Source organism: Micromonospora sp. MH99 (assembly GCF_021442385.1).
Lineage (GTDB): Bacteria > Actinomycetota > Actinomycetes > Mycobacteriales > Micromonosporaceae > Micromonospora.
Window position 1 is genome coordinate 1 of record NZ_MUZA01000094.1, and the last position, 19,330, is coordinate 19,330.

Genomic DNA, 19,330 nt, shown 5'->3' on the forward strand with positions numbered 1-19,330 from the left:
GAGGCCCGGGCCCGCGCGGCCGTCGCCGAGGCCGCCGCCGGCCGCGCCGTCGCGCTGGTCGGCTCCGGCGACGCCGGGGTGTACGCGATGGCGAGCCCCGCCCTGGAGTACGCCGACGAGCGGATCGACGTGGTCGGTGTGCCCGGGGTGACCGCCGCGCTCGCCGCCGGGGCGCTGCTCGGGGCGCCGCTCGGCCACGACCACGCCTACGTGAGCCTGTCCGACCTGCACACCCCGTGGGAGGTCATCGAGCGGCGGGTGGTCGCCGCCGCCGAGGGCGACTTCGTGACGCTGTTCTACAACCCGCGCAGCCGTGCGCGTGACTGGCAGCTCGGCAAGGCGCTCGGCATCCTCGCCGCGCACCGGCCACCGGCCACCCCGGTCGGCGTGGTGCGCAACGCCAGCCGCCCCGGCGAGCGGGTGCACCTGGCGACGCTGACCACGCTCGACCCGGGCATCGTCGACATGTACAGCGTGGTGGTGGTCGGCAACAGCGACACCAGGCTGGTCGCCGGCCGGATGGTCACGCCCCGGGGGTACCGGTGGCGATCGTGACCATCGACGCCTGCCAGGGCTGCGGCGCCTGCCTGCTGACCTGCCCCACGCACGCGATCCGGCCGGTCGCCGGCGGGCTGACGGTACGCGCCGACCGCTGCACCGGCTGCCTGGAGTGCCTGGAGATCTGCCCGGTCGACGCGATCCGCGTGGCCGAGTCCTGGGAAGGAGACCGATGAGCCGGCTGGTGCATCCGATCGAGGTCGAGTCGTACCGCATCCTGCGCGAGCGGGTCGACCTGTCGCACCTGCCGCCGCTGAGCCGAGCGGTGACCGAACGGGTCGTGCACGCCAGCGCCGACCTCGCGTACGTCGACGAGCTGGTCTGCGACGAGGCCGCCCTGGAGAAGGGGCTGGCCGCGCTGCGCGCCGGCGTGCCGGTGGTCACCGACGTGGCGATGGTCGCCGCCGGCATCACCCGCGCCGGCCTGGAGCTGGTCTGCCCGGTCGCCGAGCCGGCCGCCGCCGAACTGGGCCGCGCGGCAGGCATCACCCGCTCGGCGGCGGCCGCGCGGATCGCGCTGGACCGGGTCGGCCCCGGCGCGGTATGGGTGGTCGGCTGCGCACCCACCGCGCTCGTCGAACTGCTCACTCTGGACGCCGCGCCCGCGCTTGTCGTCGGCCTGCCGGTCGGCTTCGTGGGCGCCGCCGAGTCGAAAGCGGCGCTGCGGGCCAGCGGCCTGCCCGGGGTGTCCAACGTGGGCGAGAAGGGTGGCTCGGCGGTCGCCGCCGCCGCCCTCAACGCCCTGCTCTACATCGAGGAGAAGTCATGACCGGTCTGGTCATCGTCGGGCACGGCACGCGCAGCGCTGCCGGGGTCGACCAGTTCGCCGCGCTCGTCGAGCGGGTCCGCCGTCGCGGTGACATCGCGGACGTCGAGGGCGGCTTCATCGAGCTGTCCCGCCCGCCGCTTACCGACGCGGTCGGCGCGCTCGTCGCCCGCGGGCACCGGGCCCTCGTCGCGTTGCCGCTGGTGCTCACCGCCGCCGGGCACGGCAAGGGCGACATTCCCGCCGCGATGGGACGCGAGCAGCAGCGCCACCCCGGGCTGACCTACCGCTACGGACGCCCGCTCGGCCCGCACCCGCTGCTGCACACCGCCCTCGAAGAACGCATCGACGCGGCGCTGGCGGATGCCGACCGGGCGGGCACGTTTGTCGCGTTGATCGGGCGGGGCTCCACCGACCCGGACGCCAACGCCGAGGTGGCCAAGGTCGCCCGGCTGCTCTGGGAGGGACGCGGCTACGCGGGCGTCGAGCCGGGCTTCATCTCCCTCGCGCAGCCATCGGTGCCGCAGGTGCTGGACCGGTTGCGCCGGCTCGGCGCGCGGCGGATCGTCGTGGCGCCGTACTTCCTGTTCGCCGGGGTGCTGCCCGACCGGATCGTCGCCCAGTCGGCGGAGTTCGCGGCCGCCCACCCCGACCTCGACGTCCGGGTGGCCGAGGTGATCGGCGACTGTGCCGCCCTCGCGGATCTGGTGCTCGAACGTCACGCCGAGGCGCTGGGCGGGGACATCCGGATGAACTGCGACACCTGCGCGTACCGGGTGTCGATGCCCGGCTTCGCGGACAAGGTGGGCCGCCCGCAACGCCCGCACGACCACCCCGACGACCCGGTCGGCCACCACCATCACCACGGGCACGACCACGACCACGAACATGACGGTTCGGTAGCCGTGGTCGGCGGCGGGCCGGGGCCCGACGACCTGATCACGGTACGCGCGCAGGCCCTGCTCGACGCCGCGGACGTCGTCGTTGTCGACCGGCTCGCCCCGCAGGGGCTGCTCGCCGGGCTGCGTCCCGACGTCCTGGTCATCGATGCCGCGAAGGTGCCCCGCGGCCCCTCGATGGCGCAGGACGCGATCAACGCGGCCCTGGTGTCGCACGCCCGCGCCGGCCGTCGGGTGGTACGCCTGAAGGGCGGCGACCCGTACGTCTTCGGACGCGGCCACGAGGAGGTGCTGGCCTGCCGGGCGGCCGGTGTGCCGGTGACGGTGGTCCCGGGGGTCAGCAGCGCCCTCGCCGCGCCGGCCCTCGCCGGCGTGCCGGTCACGCACCGGGGCGTGGCGCACGACGTCACAGTGGTCTCCGGGCATCTGCCGCCCGGGCATCCCGACTCGCTCGTCGACTGGGCCGCGCTGGCCCGTGCCCGGGGCACCGTCGTGCTGCTGATGGCCGTGGACACCATCGCCAAGATCGCTGCGGTGCTGATCGAGCACGGTCGCGCACCGGAGACCCCGGTGTTGGCGGTGCAGGACGCGGGGCTGCCCGGCCAGCGGTCGGTGTCCGTCCGGTTGGACGAGATCGGCGCGGTCGCCGCCCGGGAGGGCATCGGCCCGCCCGCCGTCTTCGTGCTCGGCCCGGTGGCAGCTTTCGCGACCACCGGGCCGAGCGCCTGACGGCTACTCGCTGCGGGCGGTCTCCGGCCCGGTGACGCGTTCCAGCAGCGGCATCGTGGAGGCGATGACGCCGAGGCAGGCGACCAGCCCGACGACGACGATCACGTAGAAGCCCGGCTGTGGAGCGACGAGCGTGTAGCCCATCTGCGCCCGCAGGAACAGGTGCGCGGCGAGCAGACCCATGCCGATGGCGAGGGCGGCGACGGCGAGCATCGGTACGGCGCTCTCCAGCGCCACCACCCGACGCAGGACCCGCACCGGAGCGCCACTGAGGCGCAGCAGGCTGAACGGACGGCGGCGTTCGGTCAGGCCACCGATGACGCTTACCGCGAGGCTGCACCCGCCGAGCGCCAGGCTGGCGATGATGATGACGTTGGCCAGTTGTTCCCAGCCGCGCAGTGTGTCGGCGAAGTCCGACTCGAAGTCGCCGGGCACGTTCGGCCCCACCCAAAAGGTCGGGAAGGCGACCTCCAGCACGGTGCGGACGCGTTCGATGGCCGCAGCCGAGCCGTCCGTGCCCACGACGACCGAGCTCACCGGCAGCCGCTGGAGCTCGTCGAGCGTGATCGACGCCGCGCGCCACTCCGTTGTGGACGACGCCGACTCCTCCCAACGGCTCAGACCCGTCGGCACCTCGATGACGACGGCGCCCTGGGCGCACCTGCCGTACGCGCTCGGCAGGTCGGCGCAGGCGATCATCCCGCCCTCGCCGCCGGTGTTGATGTCCGGGGCCTCCCGGATGGCGGTCGCGGACCGCACGCCGGTGATCGCGTGCAGTTCGGCGAAGAGCGTGTCGGGCACCGACGTCGTCTTCTCGTCGAAGACTGTGGTGACAGTGCCCGCGTCGGTCGAGCCGATCGGGGCCGGGCCACGTTCGTCGACGATCGTGGTGATCACACCGACGGCGACACTGGTCACGAAGAGCGCGAGCATGATGCCGCTGATCGCCCGGAAGCCGGCCTTGGGGTTGTCGGCGAGGCGTCGCGCGGCGATGAGCGTGGCCGGACGGTTGGCGTACCGGGCCATGACCCGGGCGCCCACCATCGTCAACCACGGGCCGGCGAAGACGAGACCGGCCATGATGAGCAGCAGGCCGGGCAGGAAGACCGCGGTCTGGCCGTCGGACGTCTCGGGCCGGTATCCGAGGGCGAACACCAGCACGGCGACGCCGAGCACCATCGGGATCAACCGGTAGGCGCGCGGCGCGCGGGGGGTGACCCGCCGGGTGACGCCCAGCGGCGAGATCCGGACCTTGCGGAGCGAGATCTGGGCGGCCAGCGCCGCGCCGGCCGGGACGCCGAGCGCCACGAGCAGGATGTTCAGCAGGCCCAGGGACATGTCGCCGGGGAAGAACGGCATGCCGGTGAACGGGATACCCGCGAGCGGCTCGCGGAAGGCGTAGAACAGGCCGAAGCCGACGGCGGTGCCGGCGACGGCGGCGACCGCCGCCTCCACCGCGGCGACCGTCGAGATCTGCCGGGGTGTCGCGCCGACCAGGCGCATCGCGGCGAAACGCTGCTCCCGGCGGGCGGCGCTGAGCCGGGTGGCGGTGCCGATGAAGATCAGCACCGGGAAGAGCAGCCCGCCGGCGATCACGCCCAGGATCAGGTTCACCGTGGTCTCGGGGAGGGCGGGCTTGTCATCGATGGTGTCGACCTGCCGGGAGTTGGGCAGCTTGCCCACGCTGTCCGGCGTGCCGCCCACGATGGCGAGCAGCGTGTCCGGTGAGGTCAACCCGGACGGTCCGACGGTGCCGAGGTCCCGCCCCGGGTACCGGTCGGCCAGCTGGTCGGCCGGCTGTGCCGCGAACAGCTCCCGCAGCGCCGGCGAGACGTAGAACTCACCGGGGCCCGGGGTGGCCGGGATGCCGGTCGGGGTGGGCGCGCTCGGCCCGGTCGCGGCGACGTCGATCCGGAGGATCGGCTTGCCGTGGAAGAAGTCGTCCCTGGTCGACCACCACAGTGGATCGGCGGCGCCGGCGGTGGATGCCTGGGGATAGATCGACGCGTACCGGGTGAGCTGGGCGTCGACCGCGTTGACCCCGGCCAGGGTGGTCAGCAGCAGTCCGCTGCCGATCGCGACGGCGGCGGCGATGACGAGCAGGCGGGTGAGTGCCTCCCGGCCGCCGGCCAGGGCGAGGCGGAGCCCGAAGCGGATCATGAGGCGATCCGGTCCGGCGCGTTGACGCGCCCGTCGCGGACCATGACCTCGCGGTCGGCGTACGCGGCGATCCTGGCCTCGTGGGTCACCAGGATGACAGTGGTGCCCTGCTCGCGGGCCGCGCTGACCAGCAGGTCCATGACGTGCTCGCCGGTGAGCGAGTCGAGCGCGCCGGTCGGCTCGTCGGCGAAGAGCACCTGCGGCTCGGCGACCAGGCCCCGGGCCAGGGCGACGCGTTGCGCCTGCCCGCCGGAGAGCTCGCCCGAGCGGCGCTGCTCCAGGCCGTCCAGGCCGAGGCGCGCGAACCAGGCGCCCGCCCTGGGCAGCGCCTGCTTGCGGTGTACGCCGCTGAGCAGCAGCGGCAGCGCGACGTTCTCCACAGCGGTCAGCTCGGGGACGAGCTGGCCGAACTGGAACACGAAGCCGAACCGGTCCCGGCGCAGGCTGCTGCGTTGGGTCTCGGGCATGGCGTCGACCCGGGCACCATCGAACAGGACCTCGCCGGAGCTGGGCACGAGGATGCCGGCGAGGCAGTGCAGCAGGGTGGACTTGCCCGAGCCGCTGGGCCCCATGACGGCGAGGATCTCGCCCGCCTCCACGGCGACGCTCGCGCCGCGCAGGGCGGGTGTCTGGCCGAAGGAGAACGTCACGTCGCGTGCTTCGAGCACCACGCTCATGGTCGTACCTCTTTCCGCAGGGCGTCCAGGCGGGCGCCGGTCATCTCGATCCACCGGAGGTCCGCCTCCAGGTGGTACAGGCCGTGGTCGGCGAGCAGCGCGTCGACCAGGTTGCCGGCGCGCTTGATCTCGGTCAGCTCGCGCATCCGGTGCAGGTGCGCGCTGCGCTGGGTGTCGAGGTATTCGGCGGCGGGACGGTCGAGCATCAGCGCGAGCACGACCTTCGCGAACAGCACCGTCTGCAGGTGTGGCTCCGGGTCGACCGGCTGGGTGAGCCACTGCTCGACCTCGGTCGCGCCGACATCGGTGATGACGTAGCGCTTGCGGTCGGGGCCGGAGCCGGGCGCGACGTCGCTGATCACCACCTTTCCGTCCCGGGCCAGGCGGCTGAGGGTGGAGTAGACCTGGCCGAACGGCAGCGGCTTGCCCCGGCCGAAGAACGCGTCGTAGTCGCGCTTCAGGTCGTAGCCGTGGCTGGGCTCGCGTTCGAGGAGGCCGAGAAGGGTCAGTGGCACGCTCATGCCAGGAGACTACACCGGGGGTATACCCCGCGTATATACCCTCGGAGTATTCGCCGTGAGTCCCCTGTTCGGGGAAGGACTTTCCGGAGGTCAGCCCAGCAGGGCGCGGGCCAGGGCGTAGCCGACGGCGGCCGCGGACAGCCCGGCGGCGACGCTGCCCAGCACGTTGGCCAGGGCGAGGAACCGGTCGCCGCGCCGGGCCAGCCGCAGGGTCTCGTAGCTGAAGGTGGAGTAGGTGGTCAGGGCGCCGCAGAACCCGGTGCCGAGCAGCGCGCCGACCGCAGGGTCGACCGGCCACCCGACCAGGGCACCGAGCAGCAGCGACCCGGCCACGTTGACGCTGAACGTGCCCCACGGGAACGCCGAGGCGTGGCGGGACTGCACGGCCCGGTCGGTGAGGTAGCGCAGCGGTGCGCCGACCGCCGCGCCCAGGGCGATGAGCAGCACGGTCATCGGACCGCCCCGCGCCGCAGCAGTCCGGTGGTGACGGCGTCGCCCAGCCCGACCGCGACGAGAGCCCCGAGCACCGTCGCGGCCAGGTACGCCAGCGCGACGCCGGGTGCGCCCGCCACGAGGGCCTGCTGGACGTCCACCGCGTACGTGGAGAACGTGGTGAAGCCGCCGAGCACCCCGACGCCGAGGAACGGGCGGGCCAGCGGGTGCCCGCCGCCGAGGTGCCCGAGCACCGCCATCAGCACGCCGATCAGCAGGCAGCCGGACACGTTGACGCCGAACGTCGCCCACCCGAAAGCGGTGGGCGCGTGCGGGACGAGGTGTTGCAGGCCGGCCCGGCCCAGCGCGCCGAGCACCCCGCCGGCCGCGATCGTGGCGAGAACCGTCGCGGGTCGCGCGCCGAGTTCCCGGCGGTCGGCGGTGACCCGCAGGTCGACGTCGGGGTCGGTACGCGGTTCGAGCGGCTCTGACACGGGTCCTTCCTACCAGCACGGGCGCCCCGGCGGCTGGTCAGCGTACCGCCGCGACGGCGGCGTCCGGCCCGCCGCGCCACACCGTACCGACCTCGCTGAACCCGGCCTCGGTGAGCGCCGCCAGATGCCAGGAGGCCGGCGGGTTCCACTCCGGGCTGTGCCCGGTCGGGTAGATGGCGTGTCGCTGGGCGACCAGCGGGGCGAGCGTCGGGTCGGCGGCGGCCCGCTCCCACCAGTCGGACCAGGACAGCACCGAACCGGCGGCGTAGCGGGCGTCGCGCCGGTCCCGCGCCCGGTCCAGCAGCCGTTTGGTCAGCTCCGGCAGGGTGTCGTCGGGCATGTGGTCGGCGTTGACGAAGATCCCGCCCGGTCGCAGCACGTCGCGCAGGTCGGCGTAGAGCGCGCGGAGCCGGTCGGCCGGCAGCCAGTGCAGGGCGGTGGCGGTGAGGACGGCGTCGTACTCCTGGTGGGGGAGCGTCTCGCGCCAGTCGGGGGTGGTGAGGTCGGCGGCGACGATCGTGGCCCGGCCGGCCAGCGAGGCGCCGGCGATGGCGAGCAGCGCCGGGTCGAGGTCCACCAGGGTCACCTCGGCGTCCGGGAAGCGCGCCAGCGTCCGCAGCGAGATGGTGCCGGTGCCGCCGGCCAGGTCGAGCAGGCGTGGACGGCGGCCGTCGACTACCGCGTCGACCGCGTCGAGCATGGCGGCGAGGCGGTGTTCCCGGTCCGGTAGGTAGGCCTCCTGCTGACGGTCCCAGCTCTCCTGCCAGGCCGACGGATCCATGATGTAAGGACTCATGGTGGTCAGGCTAGTTACTCGATCGGGCCCGGTCCAGACCTTGTTGCACATCTTTTGCAATTGCAGGATGATGGCGGGGCGATGATCGGAGTGACGCCGGGTCGGGCATCCCGCCCGACCCGGCGCCCCTCACCTCGCGCCCTCGGCCGACGGCCGGCGTACGGTACCGGCAGCCCGCACCGGGACCGTCGCGCAAGGAGGCAGGCGATGCAGGACCGCACCCCTCGTCCGCACGAGCTGGAGCCGATCGAGCGCGCCGATATCGACGAGCTGCGCGAACTGCAACGCGAACGGCTGCGCTGGTCGCTGCGGCACGCGTACGACCACGTGCCGCACTACCGCCGGGCGTTCGACGCCGCCGGCGTGCACCCCGACGACTGCCGCGACCTCGCCGACCTGGCCCGCTTCCCGTTCACCGGCAAGGCGGAACTGCGCGACAACTACCCGTTCGGCATGTTCGCCGTACCCCGGGAGCAGGTCGCCCGACTGCACGCCTCCTCCGGCACCACCGGCCGGCCCACAGTCGTCGGCTACACCCGCGACGACCTGCGGACCTGGGCCCGGCTGATGGCCCGGTCCATCCGCGCCTCCGGCGGCCGTCCCGGCGACCGGGTGCACGTCGCGTACGGCTACGGGCTCTTCACCGGCGGCCTGGGCGCGCACTACGGGGCCGAGGAACTCGGCTGCACGGTCATTCCGGTCTCGGGCGGCATGACCGAACGGCAGGTGCTGCTGATCCGCGACTTCGAACCCGAGATCATCATGGTCACGCCCAGCTACATGCTCGCCATCGTCGACGAGATGCAGCGCCAGGGCATCGACCCCCGCGCCACCTCGCTGCGGGTCGGCATCTTCGGCGCGGAGCCGTGGACCGAGGACATGCGCCGCGAGATGGAACAGCGGTTGGACATCCACGCGGTCGACATCTACGGGCTCTCCGAGGTGATGGGCCCCGGCGTGGCCACCGAGTGCGTCGAGACCAAGGACGGCCTGCACCTCTGGGAGGACCACTTCTACCCGGAGATCATCGACCCGGTCACCGGGGCCGTGCTGCCCGACGGCGAGCGGGGCGAGCTGGTGCTCACGTCGCTCACCAAGGAGGCGATGCCTGTGGTGCGCTACCGCACCCGGGACCTCACCCGGCTGCTCCCCGGCACCGCGCGGCCGATGCGCCGGATCGAGAAGATCACCGGCCGAACGGACGACATGATGATCGTGCGCGGCGTGAACGTGTTCCCCACGCAGATCGAGGAGCTGATCCTGCGTACGCCGCAGCTGTCGCCGCACTTCCAGTGCGTCCTGGACCGGCGGGGCCGGCTGGACACCCTTACCGTACGGGTGGAGCGGCGCGTCGGGGTCGCCGCGGACGCCGCCGAGCGGGCCGGCGCGACGCTCGTCGAGCTGGTGAAGAACACCATCGGGGTGAGCGTCGCGGTGGCCGTGCTCGCCCCGGACTCGGTGGAACGGTCGATGGGCAAGATGCGCCGCATCGTGGACCAGCGCGACCGAGGCTGACCACCGTCCGCCGAGGCGCGGTCAACGGGGCAACGCGCCCGGCGGCGTCGACATAGGATCCGCGAGATGCGCGTGCTGGTGGTGTCCGCCCCGCTCGTCGGGCACGTCTTTCCCCTGGTGCCGCTGGCCGTCGCGCTGCGCGACGCCGGCCACGACGTGCTGGTGGCCACCGGCGGTGCGGCGATGGCCGCCGCCGACGCCGGTCTGGCCGTGCACGACGTCGCGCCGGGCTTCGACTTCGGCCGGATCGCGCGGCGGGTCCTGCTCCGCCATCCGCTGATCGCGCGCGCCGAACTGGCCGGCACCGCCGGCACCCGGGGCGCCGGCCTGCTCTTCGGCGCTCTCAACGACCAGCTCACCGACCCGGTCGTCACGCTGGCCACCCGGTGGCGGCCGGATCTGGTGGTGCACGAGCCGTTCGCGGTCGCCGGCGCGGTCGCGGCGGCGCGGCTCGACGTGCCGGCCGTACGCCAGGAGAACACCTTCTTCGATGGCCGGGACCTGGTCGCCGCGACCACCGCCCGACTCGGGGCCGCGCTGCGCCGGCACGGCCTGGCGGAGCTGCCACCACCCGCCGCCGCCCTCGCCGTGGCCCCGCCCAGCGTGGCCACCCAGGCCGGCTGGCCGATGCGCTACGCGTCCTACGTGGGCGGTGGTGAGCTGCCGGCCTGGCTGCGTGAGCCGGGTGAGCGACAGCGGATCCTGGTCACCCGCAGCACCCTGACCGGCCCCGGCGACCGGGGTCCGATGCCCGCCGTGGTGGCCGCTGCGGCCCAGGTGGACGCCGAGATCGTGCTGGTCCGGCCCGATCAGCGCTCGGCCCGTTCGCTGCCCGGCAACGTCCGGGTTGTCGACTGGATCCCACTCGCGGAGGCGTTGCCGGCGAGCGCGGCGCTGGTGCACCACGGCGGGGCGGGCAGCGCGTTCGGCGCCCTCGCCGCCGGCCTGCCGCAACTGGCCACTGTGGGCCCGGGGGACCGGCGGCACAACGCCGAGCTGGTGGCCCGCCGGGGCGCCGGCCTCGCGCTGCGTCCGGCCGACATCACCGCGCGGACACTGACCCGGCTGCTCACCGACGAGAGCCTGCGCACGGCCGCCGGGCAGGTCAGCCAGGAGATCGCCGCGATGCCACCGCCGGCGGCCCTGGTGGCCCGGCTGACGGCGTTGCTCTGACGCCCGTCCCGCGTGCCACAGCCGGGCCCGCGCCCGGCTGCGGCAGGATGGCCTGATGCGACACGTCGTGCTGTTCCACTCCGTGTACGGGCTGCGGCCCGCCGTTCGTGCCGCCGCCGACCGGTTGCGCGCCGCCGGGCACCGGGTCACCGCCCCCGACCTGTACGGCGTCCCGGCCGCCGACACCGTCGAGGAGGGCTTCGCGCTGCTCGACAAGATCAGCCACGAGGTGGTGCTCGACCGGGCCCGCGCGGCGCTGCGCGACCTGCCGCCGCAGGCGGTCCTGGCCGGCTTCTCGATGGGCGCCGGCGTCGCCGGGGCGCTGCTCGCCGAGCGTCCCGACGCCGCCGGCCTGCTCCTGCTGCACGGCACCGGTGGCGGGCCGGACACGGTCCGGCCCGGGTTGCCGGTGCAGCTGCACGTCGCCGACCCGGACCCGTACGACGCGCCCGACGAGGTCGACGAGTGGCAGCGGGCGATGACCGACGCCGGCGCCGACCTGAGCGTGTTCCGCTATCCCGGCGTCGGGCACCTGTTCACCGACCCGGACGTCACCGAGTACGCCCCGGACGCCGCCGCGCAGGTCTGGCCCCGGGTGCTGGCCTTCCTCGCCGCCGACTGAGCGCCCGCCGGGCCGCCGGGCGTTCGGCGGGCGGTGGCGCCGATGCGCGGGGGAGTGGCGGTGCCGTGGACGCGCTTGCATGATCCTCACGGGGGTGCGGAAATGACGACCACAGCCTTCGACGACCACGAGCGGTCGCGCTGGGCCGGGCGGGCGGCGGCGTTCGACGGCAGTTTCGCGCTGCTGTGCGCCCATCCCGCCCCGGCACTGTTGGACGCCGCCCACGTCGAGGCCGGAACCCGGATGCTCGACGTCGGCACCGGTTCCGGGACCGTCGCCGGGCTGGCGTGCGCGCGCGGCGCCAGCGTGGTGGCCGTCGACGCGGAGCCCAGCATGGTCGACCTGGCCCGCAGCCGGCTCCCGTTGGCCGACGAGGTTCTCCTCGCCGCGCTGCCCCGCCTCCCGTTCGAATCCGGGCAGTTCGACGCGGCCGTGGCGAACTTCGTGATCAACCACGTGGGTGATCCGCTCGCCGCGATCGGCGAACTCCGACGGGTCGTCCGGCCGGCCGGACGAATCGCGGTGACGGTCTGGCCCGACCCGCCGCCCGAGGCGCAGAGCCTCTGGGGTGAGGTCTTCGACGCCGCCGGGGTCGACCGTCCGACGTCGGTGCCGAGGGTGGACGCGGCGAAGGACTTTCGCCGTACCGTCGAGGGGTTCGCCGGGTTGCTCGACGCCGCGGGCCTCGCCGACGTGCGGTGCGAGACGATCACCTGGGTGCACCGCACCGACCCCGAGGCCTGGTGGAGCGGGCCGGCGAACGGCATCAGCAGACCGGGGCTGCTGATGGAGACCCAACCGGCGGACGTGATCGTGCGGATCCGTGCGGCGTACGACGAGCTGACCGCCCCCTACCGCGACCCGGACGGCAGGCTCGCGCTGCCCACCGCGGCGCTGCTGGCCTCGGCGTCCGTGCCGTAGGACGACTCGGCGGTGCCCGCCCCCGCAGGCGGTGGGGCACGGCGTCGAGAATGGGTGGCATGGAATTCCTGTGTTACCACCGCGACCGGCCCGACTCGGCGGCGTTGCGCGACGAGCTGCTGGCCGAGCACTGGACCTACATGGACGGGTTCGCGGCGGAGATGATCGCCCGCGGCCCGACCCTGTCCGGCGACACGGCCACCGGCAGCGTGCACATCGTCGACCTGCCCGACGCGGGCGCCGCGCGGGCGTTCGCCTTCGACGAGCCGAACTACCAGGCCGGCGTGTACCGGGATGTGCTGGTGCGTCGGTGGCGCAACACGCTGGGCCGCACGATGTGGGACTTCGCCGGTGGCCGGACCGGCGGCAACCGGTATCTGGTGCTCGGCCTCGGCGCGGGGCCGGCCGTCGACCTGGCCGTGCCGTCCGACCCGGACGAGCTGATCGCGTACGGGCCGCTGCTGTCCGACGACGGCGACACCTGGCTCGGCACCGCCGCGCTGGTCCGGGCGCCGACCCCGGACGCGGCGCGCGCCATCCTGACCGTGGACCGGTACGCCGACGTCGAGGTGCACCACTGGCAGTTCGGCGGGCGGCCGACCTGACCCTCAGGCGGCGGTGGCCAGGCCGTTCGGCCAGTGGATCAACGGCGGACGGGGTGCGGCGCGCACGACTCCGGCCGGTGGGCCGACACCGACCGGTCCGCCGCGTTCGGGTGGCCCCGGCACGGTAGGCACCGCTCGGATCGTCGCCGGGGTCCGGGCCACGTCCGCGGGCCGGGGCCCGCCCGTGTCGCTCGCCGTCGCGCACCCTCGGGTCGGTGGCCCGTCACTGGTGGACGCGGCGGCGCGCAGGCGGCGGGTACCCGCCGGGTGGTGGGTTCCGCGACCCGGCTCGGCCGGCGCGGTGGTCGTCGTCGCCGTGGAAAGACGGCGGCGCGGCGGTTCGGTGCGGCGCGTTGAGACCGTCGGGGCCACCACCGCGAGGACGGCGCCGGAGCGGTCTGCCCGGGGGTGAACGGCGTCGAGACGCACCACGTCGGCGGGATGGTCCGCGACCGGGTGAGCTGCGGCGGAACGGCCTGCGGTGGGGTCGAGGGCGTCCGGGCGGACGCTGTCCAGGCGCGGCGCTTCGGCGGCACGACTGCCGAAGACGGCCCGCAACGCGCGGGGCAACCGCTCGGCGGCGACCTGGCGCAGCGCGGGCGCGGCGAACACGTACCCGTCGGTGCGCCGGGCGAGCAGCAGTCCGGCCGCGACCAGCCCGCGCAGGGCCGGTGCGGATCGGCCGGGCACCCAACCGAGGGTCCGGTCGACGGCGTCGCGGGAGACCGGACCGCCGATGGTGGCAGCGGCCATCAGCACCGCTCGTCGTTCACCGTCGAGGTGGTCCAGTTCCGCGCCGACGGCCCGGCGGACCGCGTCGGGCAGCGGAAGCGTCAGCCGGTCGGCGCCCTCCACGATCGACCGCACGTACGCCGCCGCGTGGCCGGGTCGGCCCGCCACCAGTGGCAGCAGCCGGTCGACCAGGGCCACCGGTTGCCCGGCCCGGGTGAGCAGGTGGCGCAGCAGCCGCCCGGACTGCACCGTTGCCAGGGGACGGATCGGCACGCGGCGGGCCGGACCGGGTCGGGTGTCGGCCCACTGCGGCTGATGCACGGTGAGCACCGCGAGCGGCAGCCCTCGCGCCGCCGCCGCGGTGAACAGCGCGTGCAGGAAGTGGCTCACGGCCGGCGCCGCGCGGTCCACGTCGTCCACGGCGACGACAAGCGGTCGGTGGGCGGCCAGGCGCAGCAGCGCGTCCCGGCAGACCGCCGCGGCGGCCAGCGTCCCGGCCGAACCGTCCGGGGTGGTCAGCAGCGATTGCAGCGCCGCCACCGCCGCCGCGACCCGCTTCGGCGGGTACAGCGGTGCCAGAGCGTCGGTCAGGCGGTCACGGACCGCCGCCGGGCCGTCGCCGTGTCGGATGCCGGCGACGCCGCGGACCAGTTCGGCGACCGGCGCGAGCACCTGGTCGGGGTACGGCGGGCAGCTCACCACGCACCAGCGCACCGGCATCCCGTCCACCGTGCGCAGCGCGCGGGTCAGCTCGTGCAGCAGTCGGCTACGGCCGCTGCCGCTCGGGCCGACCAGGGACACCCAGCGCGGGTCGCGGTCGTGCAGCGCCCGGGTCAGCTGGTCGGTGACGCTGGCCAGTTCGCGGCGTCGCCCGATCAGCGGGCCGTCGTGCCGGTCGGCGCCCGGTCGGGCCAGGCCGGCGGCATGCCACACCGGCATCGGCGGCACCCGGCCGGCGACCGGCACCGGCGCCAGTTGACGCTGCACGATGAGACCGGCGGTGGCCCGTGCCGTGGCGGCGCAGAGCGCGACGGTGCCGGGTGCGGCGTACTCCTGCAGGCGGGCCGCGGTGGTGATCACCGCGCCGCTGGCCACGCCGTGGCCGCCGCTGACCGCGTCGCCCAGATCGACCACCGCCTCGCCGGTGGCGACCCCGACGCGCAGCCGCAGGGTGATGTCGCCGAGGATGGGCCGGCGATCCAGCGCGGCCTGGATCTCCAGCCCGGCCCGCACCGCCCGGTACGCGTCGAAGCCGTCGGAGTGTCGCGCCCCGAACAGGGCCATCACCGCGTCGCCGACGTACTTCTCGACCACGCCGTGCCAGCGGCGCAGCACGGCGGCGACCGTGTCGAAGTACGCCCGTTGCAGCGCGCGGACGTCCTCCGGGTCGAGCCGGTCGACAAGCGCGGTGGAGCCGACGATGTCGGCGAACAGCACGGTGACCGTCCGCCTCTCCTCGGGCACCGGCCAGTGTGGGCGGTCGGTCCGCTGCGTGTCGGCGACGACAGTGATCATGGGTGCGCACCGGTCCTTCCCCCGCTGATGGCTGACGACCCTCGGAGATTGGCATTCCTGGGCTGACGGGGGATCGGCAGAACGACGTATGTCGGCCACTCGCAACCATTAGTCGCAATGTCGACGCGAGGAGTACCACAAGCGGCAGATGGCCGTAGAACGGTACGGGGGCGTGTGATTAGGCTGCGTCCCATGGCCAGCGATGTGGACACCGCACCGCTCGTGGGCCGGGCCGAGCTGGTGCAGACGGTTCGGTCGGCGTTGCTCGGTGACGTGGCACAGGGGCAGACGGCCGCCGTCTTCCTGACCGGTGAGAGCGGTGTGGGCAAGACCCGCCTCCTCGGTGAGATCGGTGCCCGATTGCGCGACCAGGGCGCATTGGTGCTCACCGGCAGTTGCCTGGACATCGGCGACGCCTCGCCGCTGCACCCGTTGCTGCAGGCGTTGCGGCGTTTCGACGCGGACCTGTCCGCGGCGCAGGCGCGCACCTCCTCGGCGGTGCGCGGGCTGTTGCAGATGTTCGCCGACGAGACGGGTGGCCCGGACGGCGCCGGTGCCCTGCTGGAACGCGTCTCCAGGGGCCTGCACCTGATCGCCGAGGGGCGACCGCTGGTGCTGATCCTGGACGACCTCCAGTGGGTCGACCGCAGCACCCGCCAGCTGCTGCTCTATCTGCTGGCCGGTCTCGGTGACCTCCAGCTGTCGGTGCTGGCCGCGGTGCGGGCCGAGTCGTTGCAGGGCGCGCATCCGCTGCGCCGGGTGCTCACCGAGCTGCGCCGGCTGCGGACGGTCCGGGTGCTGGACCTGTCCCCGCTGGATCGCGCCGGCACCGAGCAGCTCGCCGCCGCGGTGGTCGGGCGGACGCTTGCGCCCGACGCCGCCGAGCAGGTGTGGCAGCGCAGCGGCGGCAACCCGTTCGTCATCGAGGAGTTGGCCCGCGACCTGCGCGACGGGCGGGACGGGCTGTCCGAGACCCTGCGGGAGATCTTCCTCGATCGGGTCGACGCGCTGCCGCAGCACGCGCACGCCGTGGTGCACGCCGTGGCGGCGGGCGTCGAGCCTGTGCAGCACTGGCTGCTGGCCGAGGTGCTGCGGCTGCCGGAGGACGAGCTGATCGACGCCGCGCGCGCCGCCGTCGCGCACCGGCTGCTGGTCGGCGCCGATGACGGCTACCGGCTGCGGCACCGCCTGGTCGCCGAGGTGCTGTCGCACGAGCTGCTGCCGGCTGAGCGCTCCGGCCTGCACCGCCGCTACGCCGAGGCGCTGACCGCCGCGCCGGGCGAGCTGCACCAGGCCCGGTTGGCGCATCACTGGCGGCTGGCGGGTGAGCCGGCGCGGGGGTTGCCGGCGGCGGTGGCCGCCGCGCAGGAGGCCGAGCGGCTGCAGGGTTACGCCGAGGCGCACCGCCACTGGACGGCGGCGTTGCACCTGGCCGGCGACTCCGGCTCGGTGGAGGTGGACCGGATCGAGCTGCTCGGCAACGCCGCCGAGGCGGCCCACCACTGTGGGGAGCACGCCCGCGCGTTGGCCCTGCTGGAGGAGTTGGCCGCGCTGCGGGGCGGCGAGCCGAGCTGCGCGCTGCACATCCGCCGGGCCCGTTACCTGGCCGCCGCCGGTCGCTCGGCGCTGGCCGAGGAGGAGTACGAGCGGGCGCTGGAGGCGGCGGACTGCTCGCCGCGGGACCGGGCCGCCGCCGCGGCGCGGCTGGCCGAGCTGTTGCTGCACCTGGGCCGCTACGCCGACGCCGGCGAGCGGGCGCGCGAGGCGCTGGCGCTGGCCGAGAACGTGGAGGGGTCGGCCACCGAGATCGTGCTGGCCAGCTCGGCGCTGGGCTTCAGCGACGCCTTCCTGGAAGACCCGGACGCCGGTCTGGCGGTCATGCGCGACGCCCTCGACACGGCCGAGCGCGCCGGCCAGCCCGAGGACGTGGCGTGCGCCTACCTGCACCTGGCGGAGCTGCTGACCGGGCCGCTGAACATCCTCGAAGAGGGCGTCGTGGTGGCACGGCGCGGCGCCGAACGGGTGGCCGAGCTGGGGCTGGGGCGTACCTGGGGCACCCGGCTGCTGGCCATCGCCATCAACGGGCTGTTCCGGGTGGGCCAGTGGGCCGAGGCGGAGAAGGTGGTCGCCGTGGCCCTGCGGCACCGACCGTCCGGCGCGGACGCGGTCGAGTTGCTGCTCGCCCGATGCCGGCTCTCGGTGGGCTACGGCGACATCGAGGCCGCCGGCCGGGACCTCGACGCGGTGGCGACCCTGCTCGCCGGCGGTGGGGCCCGCCACGTCATCCCGCTGCTCACCCTGCGGTCCGGGTTGGCGATGTGGGAGGGCCGGCACGACGTGGCGCGGCTGGCGGTCCAGCGCGGCCTCACCGAGAGCCGCTCCGACGACGTGATGATCCTGTCCGCACTGGTCTGGCACGGGCTGCGCGCCGAGGCGGAGGCGCACGCCAGCCGTACGGTCGCCGTGGACCCGACGGCCGTACGCCGGCTGCGGGACGTCGCCGACCGGATGGCCCGCAAGAGCGCCGGAGCGGCCCGACCGGTGCGCTCGGTGGTGGAGGGCTTCCTGGCCCTGTGCGCCGCCGAGGTGAGTCGTCTCGACGGCAGCGACCCGGAGCTGTGGGCCACCTCGGCCGCCGAGTGGGACCGTCGTAACCACCCCTATCCGGCGGCGTACTCCCGGCTGCGGCAGGCGGAGGCTCTGCTGGCCCGGCGCAGTCGGGTGGCCACCGCGGGCAAGCTGCTGCGGGAGGCGTACCGGGTGGCGCAGGGGTTGGGCGCGGTGCCGTTGACCTCGGAGATCCGGGAGTTGGCGGGGCGGGCCCGGGTCCCGCTGGCCGAGCGCGACGCCGACGGCGCGCGGCCCGTCCCGTCGGCCGAGCCGGTCGACGACGAGTTGGCGGCCCTCACCGCGCGCGAACGGGAGGTGCTCGCGCTCGTCGCCGAGGGGTTGACCAACAAGGAGATCGGGCAGCGGCTGTTCATCAGCGAGCGGACCATCGGTGTGCACGTGTCGCACATCTTCGACAAACTCCAGGTCCGCACCCGCGTCCAGGCCAGCGCGATCATGCTGCGCAACTCCCGCGGCTGACGGCACCGGTACGTATCCCGGCGCGTGTGCGCGCCGGGATACGTCGTTCTACTGATCCGGGCGGCGGCCCTCGGCTGAGAGGCTGAGCCCCGTCGACGGCGTCACGGGGGCGTCACGACCACTATGGAGGAGAGATGACCGAACCCGTCTGGGGGCCCGTGCACCGGGACATCGTCGACCTGTTGGCCGACCACCCGGCGGACGTGCCAGCGGTGGTCGATCACCTCACCAAGCTCCAGGACATGCTGGTGCGGCTGCCACCGCTGGAGGCGAGTTGCCCGCTCGCCGACTTCAACAAGCTCTACCTGACGATCACCAGCAGCGTGCTGGACGGCCTGTACGACGACCGTTTCGTCGACCCGGTGTTCCTCTCCCGGCTGGACGTCGAGTTCGCGGCCCGCTACTTCGACGCCCTGCGGCTGTGGACCGACTCCAGCCCCGGGACGCCGAAGGCGTGGTCGTGTCTGTTCTCGCGGATGCGCGGGCCGGACGCCCGCCCGTTGCCGTCGGCGGCGGCCGGTGTGAACGCGCACATCAACTTCGACCTGCCGTTCGCGTTGGTGACGACGTTCGACCATCTGGAGTCGGAGCCGGTCGACGGCACCGACCAGCACCACGACTACCTCGAGATCAACAACATCTTCGCGGACAAGATCCCCGGCCTGCGGCGAGGCTATCTGGAGCGGTGGCAGCTGCTCATCGACATGCTCAACGGCGACATCGACGACTGGTACCAGGGGGAACTGGTCGAGTACACCCGCGATGTCGCCTGGCGCAACGCGCAGAAGATCTGGCGGTGCCGGCACGATCCGGAGGCCCGCGAGTGTGAGCGCACGCGGCTGGACGACAACGCCGCGGCGCTCGGCCGGTTGCTGCTCTCGCCCCTCGGGGCGTTCCTGCAGTAGCCGGGACGGGGGGTCCCCGCGCTCCGCCCGTGGGGGCGGCGGAGCGCGGGGGCGCGTCCGCCCCACCAGCTCCACCACCCCGCGAGTCGGCCGGTGCTCACCGGCGACGGCGGGGAGTCAGCCGGTCGGCCCGGGGGGTGTCGACCGTCTGCCGTCGTCGGCCGGCCCGGGGGGTGCCGGCCGGCGGCGGGGAGCCGGTGCGGGCCGGGCTCGCTGGACC

Annotated in this window: 17 protein-coding genes and 1 pseudogene; 11 read left to right on the forward strand and 7 right to left on the reverse strand. The window is 74.3% G+C overall.

The genetic code is table 11. The features are described from left to right. From B0E54_RS29605 to cobA, 4 genes and pseudogenes are all read left to right on the forward strand, one after another. The coding region (locus B0E54_RS29605; RefSeq protein WP_234590412.1) for a precorrin-3B C(17)-methyltransferase at positions 1–555 on the forward strand (555 nt) is incomplete at its 5' end. After that, positions 543–710 (forward strand): annotated as a pseudogene (locus B0E54_RS29610) (DUF362 domain-containing protein); the annotation flags it as partial. The gene B0E54_RS29605 and the pseudogene B0E54_RS29610, both read left to right, overlap by 13 nt. Positions 711–730: 20 nt before the next feature. Further along, the gene (locus B0E54_RS29615; RefSeq protein ID WP_234590415.1) at positions 731–1,327 is read left to right on the forward strand and encodes a precorrin-8X methylmutase; all 597 of its coding nucleotides are present in this window, start codon (positions 731–733) and stop codon (positions 1,325–1,327) included. Next, a complete protein-coding gene (cobA, locus tag B0E54_RS29620) occupies positions 1,324–2,952 on the forward strand; it encodes a uroporphyrinogen-III C-methyltransferase (protein WP_234590417.1) in 1,629 nt (542 codons plus the stop codon). The genes B0E54_RS29615 and cobA overlap by 4 nt, the downstream gene beginning before the upstream one ends. 3 nt (positions 2,953–2,955) lie before the next feature. Here cobA and B0E54_RS29625 read toward each other — a convergent pair whose 3' ends face one another. The 6 genes from B0E54_RS29625 to B0E54_RS29650 all read right to left on the reverse strand — a co-directional run bounded on the left by B0E54_RS29625 (position 2,956) and on the right by B0E54_RS29650 (position 8,032). Then, the gene (locus tag B0E54_RS29625) at positions 2,956–5,112 is read right to left on the reverse strand and encodes an FtsX-like permease family protein (RefSeq protein WP_234590430.1); all 2,157 of its coding nucleotides are present in this window, start codon (positions 5,110–5,112) and stop codon (positions 2,956–2,958) included. After that, entirely contained in the window at positions 5,109–5,789 is a 681-nt protein-coding gene (locus B0E54_RS29630; RefSeq protein WP_234590433.1) for an ABC transporter ATP-binding protein, read from the reverse strand. The genes B0E54_RS29625 and B0E54_RS29630 overlap by 4 nt, the downstream gene beginning before the upstream one ends. After that, a complete protein-coding gene (locus B0E54_RS29635) occupies positions 5,786–6,310 on the reverse strand; it encodes a PadR family transcriptional regulator (RefSeq protein ID WP_234590435.1) in 525 nt (174 codons plus the stop codon). The genes B0E54_RS29630 and B0E54_RS29635 overlap by 4 nt, the downstream gene beginning before the upstream one ends. Before the next feature lie 90 nt (positions 6,311–6,400). Then, positions 6,401–6,763, reverse strand: a complete 363-nt coding sequence (crcB, locus tag B0E54_RS29640; RefSeq protein ID WP_234590438.1) for a fluoride efflux transporter CrcB — start codon at positions 6,761–6,763, stop codon at positions 6,401–6,403. Beyond that, the gene (locus B0E54_RS29645; protein WP_234590440.1) at positions 6,760–7,236 is read right to left on the reverse strand and encodes a CrcB family protein; all 477 of its coding nucleotides are present in this window, start codon (positions 7,234–7,236) and stop codon (positions 6,760–6,762) included. Before B0E54_RS29645 ends, crcB begins: the two co-directional genes overlap by 4 nt. A gap of 37 nt (positions 7,237–7,273) precedes the next feature. After that, positions 7,274–8,032, reverse strand: a complete 759-nt coding sequence (locus B0E54_RS29650; RefSeq protein WP_234590442.1) for a trans-aconitate 2-methyltransferase — start codon at positions 8,030–8,032, stop codon at positions 7,274–7,276. A 207-nt stretch (positions 8,033–8,239) separates the two neighbouring features. On the opposite strand from B0E54_RS29650, the gene paaK reads away from it, so the two are divergent. From paaK to B0E54_RS29675, 5 genes are all read left to right on the forward strand, one after another. Further along, entirely contained in the window at positions 8,240–9,547 is a 1,308-nt protein-coding gene (gene paaK / locus B0E54_RS29655; RefSeq protein WP_234590444.1) for a phenylacetate--CoA ligase PaaK, read from the forward strand. Positions 9,548–9,613: 66 nt separating this feature from the next. Next, complete coding sequence (locus B0E54_RS29660; protein WP_234590446.1) at positions 9,614–10,720, forward strand: nucleotide disphospho-sugar-binding domain-containing protein; 1,107 nt, start codon at positions 9,614–9,616, stop codon at positions 10,718–10,720. 55 nt (positions 10,721–10,775) lie between these two features. After that, a complete protein-coding gene (locus B0E54_RS29665) occupies positions 10,776–11,342 on the forward strand; it encodes a dienelactone hydrolase family protein (protein ID WP_234590449.1) in 567 nt (188 codons plus the stop codon). Between the two features lie 102 nt (positions 11,343–11,444). Continuing rightward, the gene (locus B0E54_RS29670) at positions 11,445–12,263 is read left to right on the forward strand and encodes a class I SAM-dependent methyltransferase (protein ID WP_234590451.1); all 819 of its coding nucleotides are present in this window, start codon (positions 11,445–11,447) and stop codon (positions 12,261–12,263) included. Between the two features lie 59 nt (positions 12,264–12,322). Next, entirely contained in the window at positions 12,323–12,868 is a 546-nt protein-coding gene (locus B0E54_RS29675) for a YciI family protein (protein WP_234590453.1), read from the forward strand. A 3-nt stretch (positions 12,869–12,871) separates the two neighbouring features. Here the strand turns inward: B0E54_RS29675 and B0E54_RS29680 are convergent, their stop codons facing one another. Next, positions 12,872–15,115, reverse strand: a complete 2,244-nt coding sequence (locus tag B0E54_RS29680) for an adenylate/guanylate cyclase domain-containing protein (RefSeq protein WP_234590455.1) — start codon at positions 15,113–15,115, stop codon at positions 12,872–12,874. A gap of 192 nt (positions 15,116–15,307) precedes the next feature. Between B0E54_RS29680 and B0E54_RS29685 the strand changes: the two genes are divergently transcribed. Both B0E54_RS29685 and B0E54_RS29690 read left to right on the forward strand, forming a co-directional pair. After that, entirely contained in the window at positions 15,308–18,205 is a 2,898-nt protein-coding gene (locus tag B0E54_RS29685; RefSeq protein WP_234590472.1) for a LuxR family transcriptional regulator, read from the forward strand. 134 nt (positions 18,206–18,339) lie between these two features. Further along, complete coding sequence (locus tag B0E54_RS29690; RefSeq protein WP_234590474.1) at positions 18,340–19,110, forward strand: DUF5995 family protein; 771 nt, start codon at positions 18,340–18,342, stop codon at positions 19,108–19,110. The last annotated feature ends 220 nt before the right edge of the window (positions 19,111–19,330 follow it).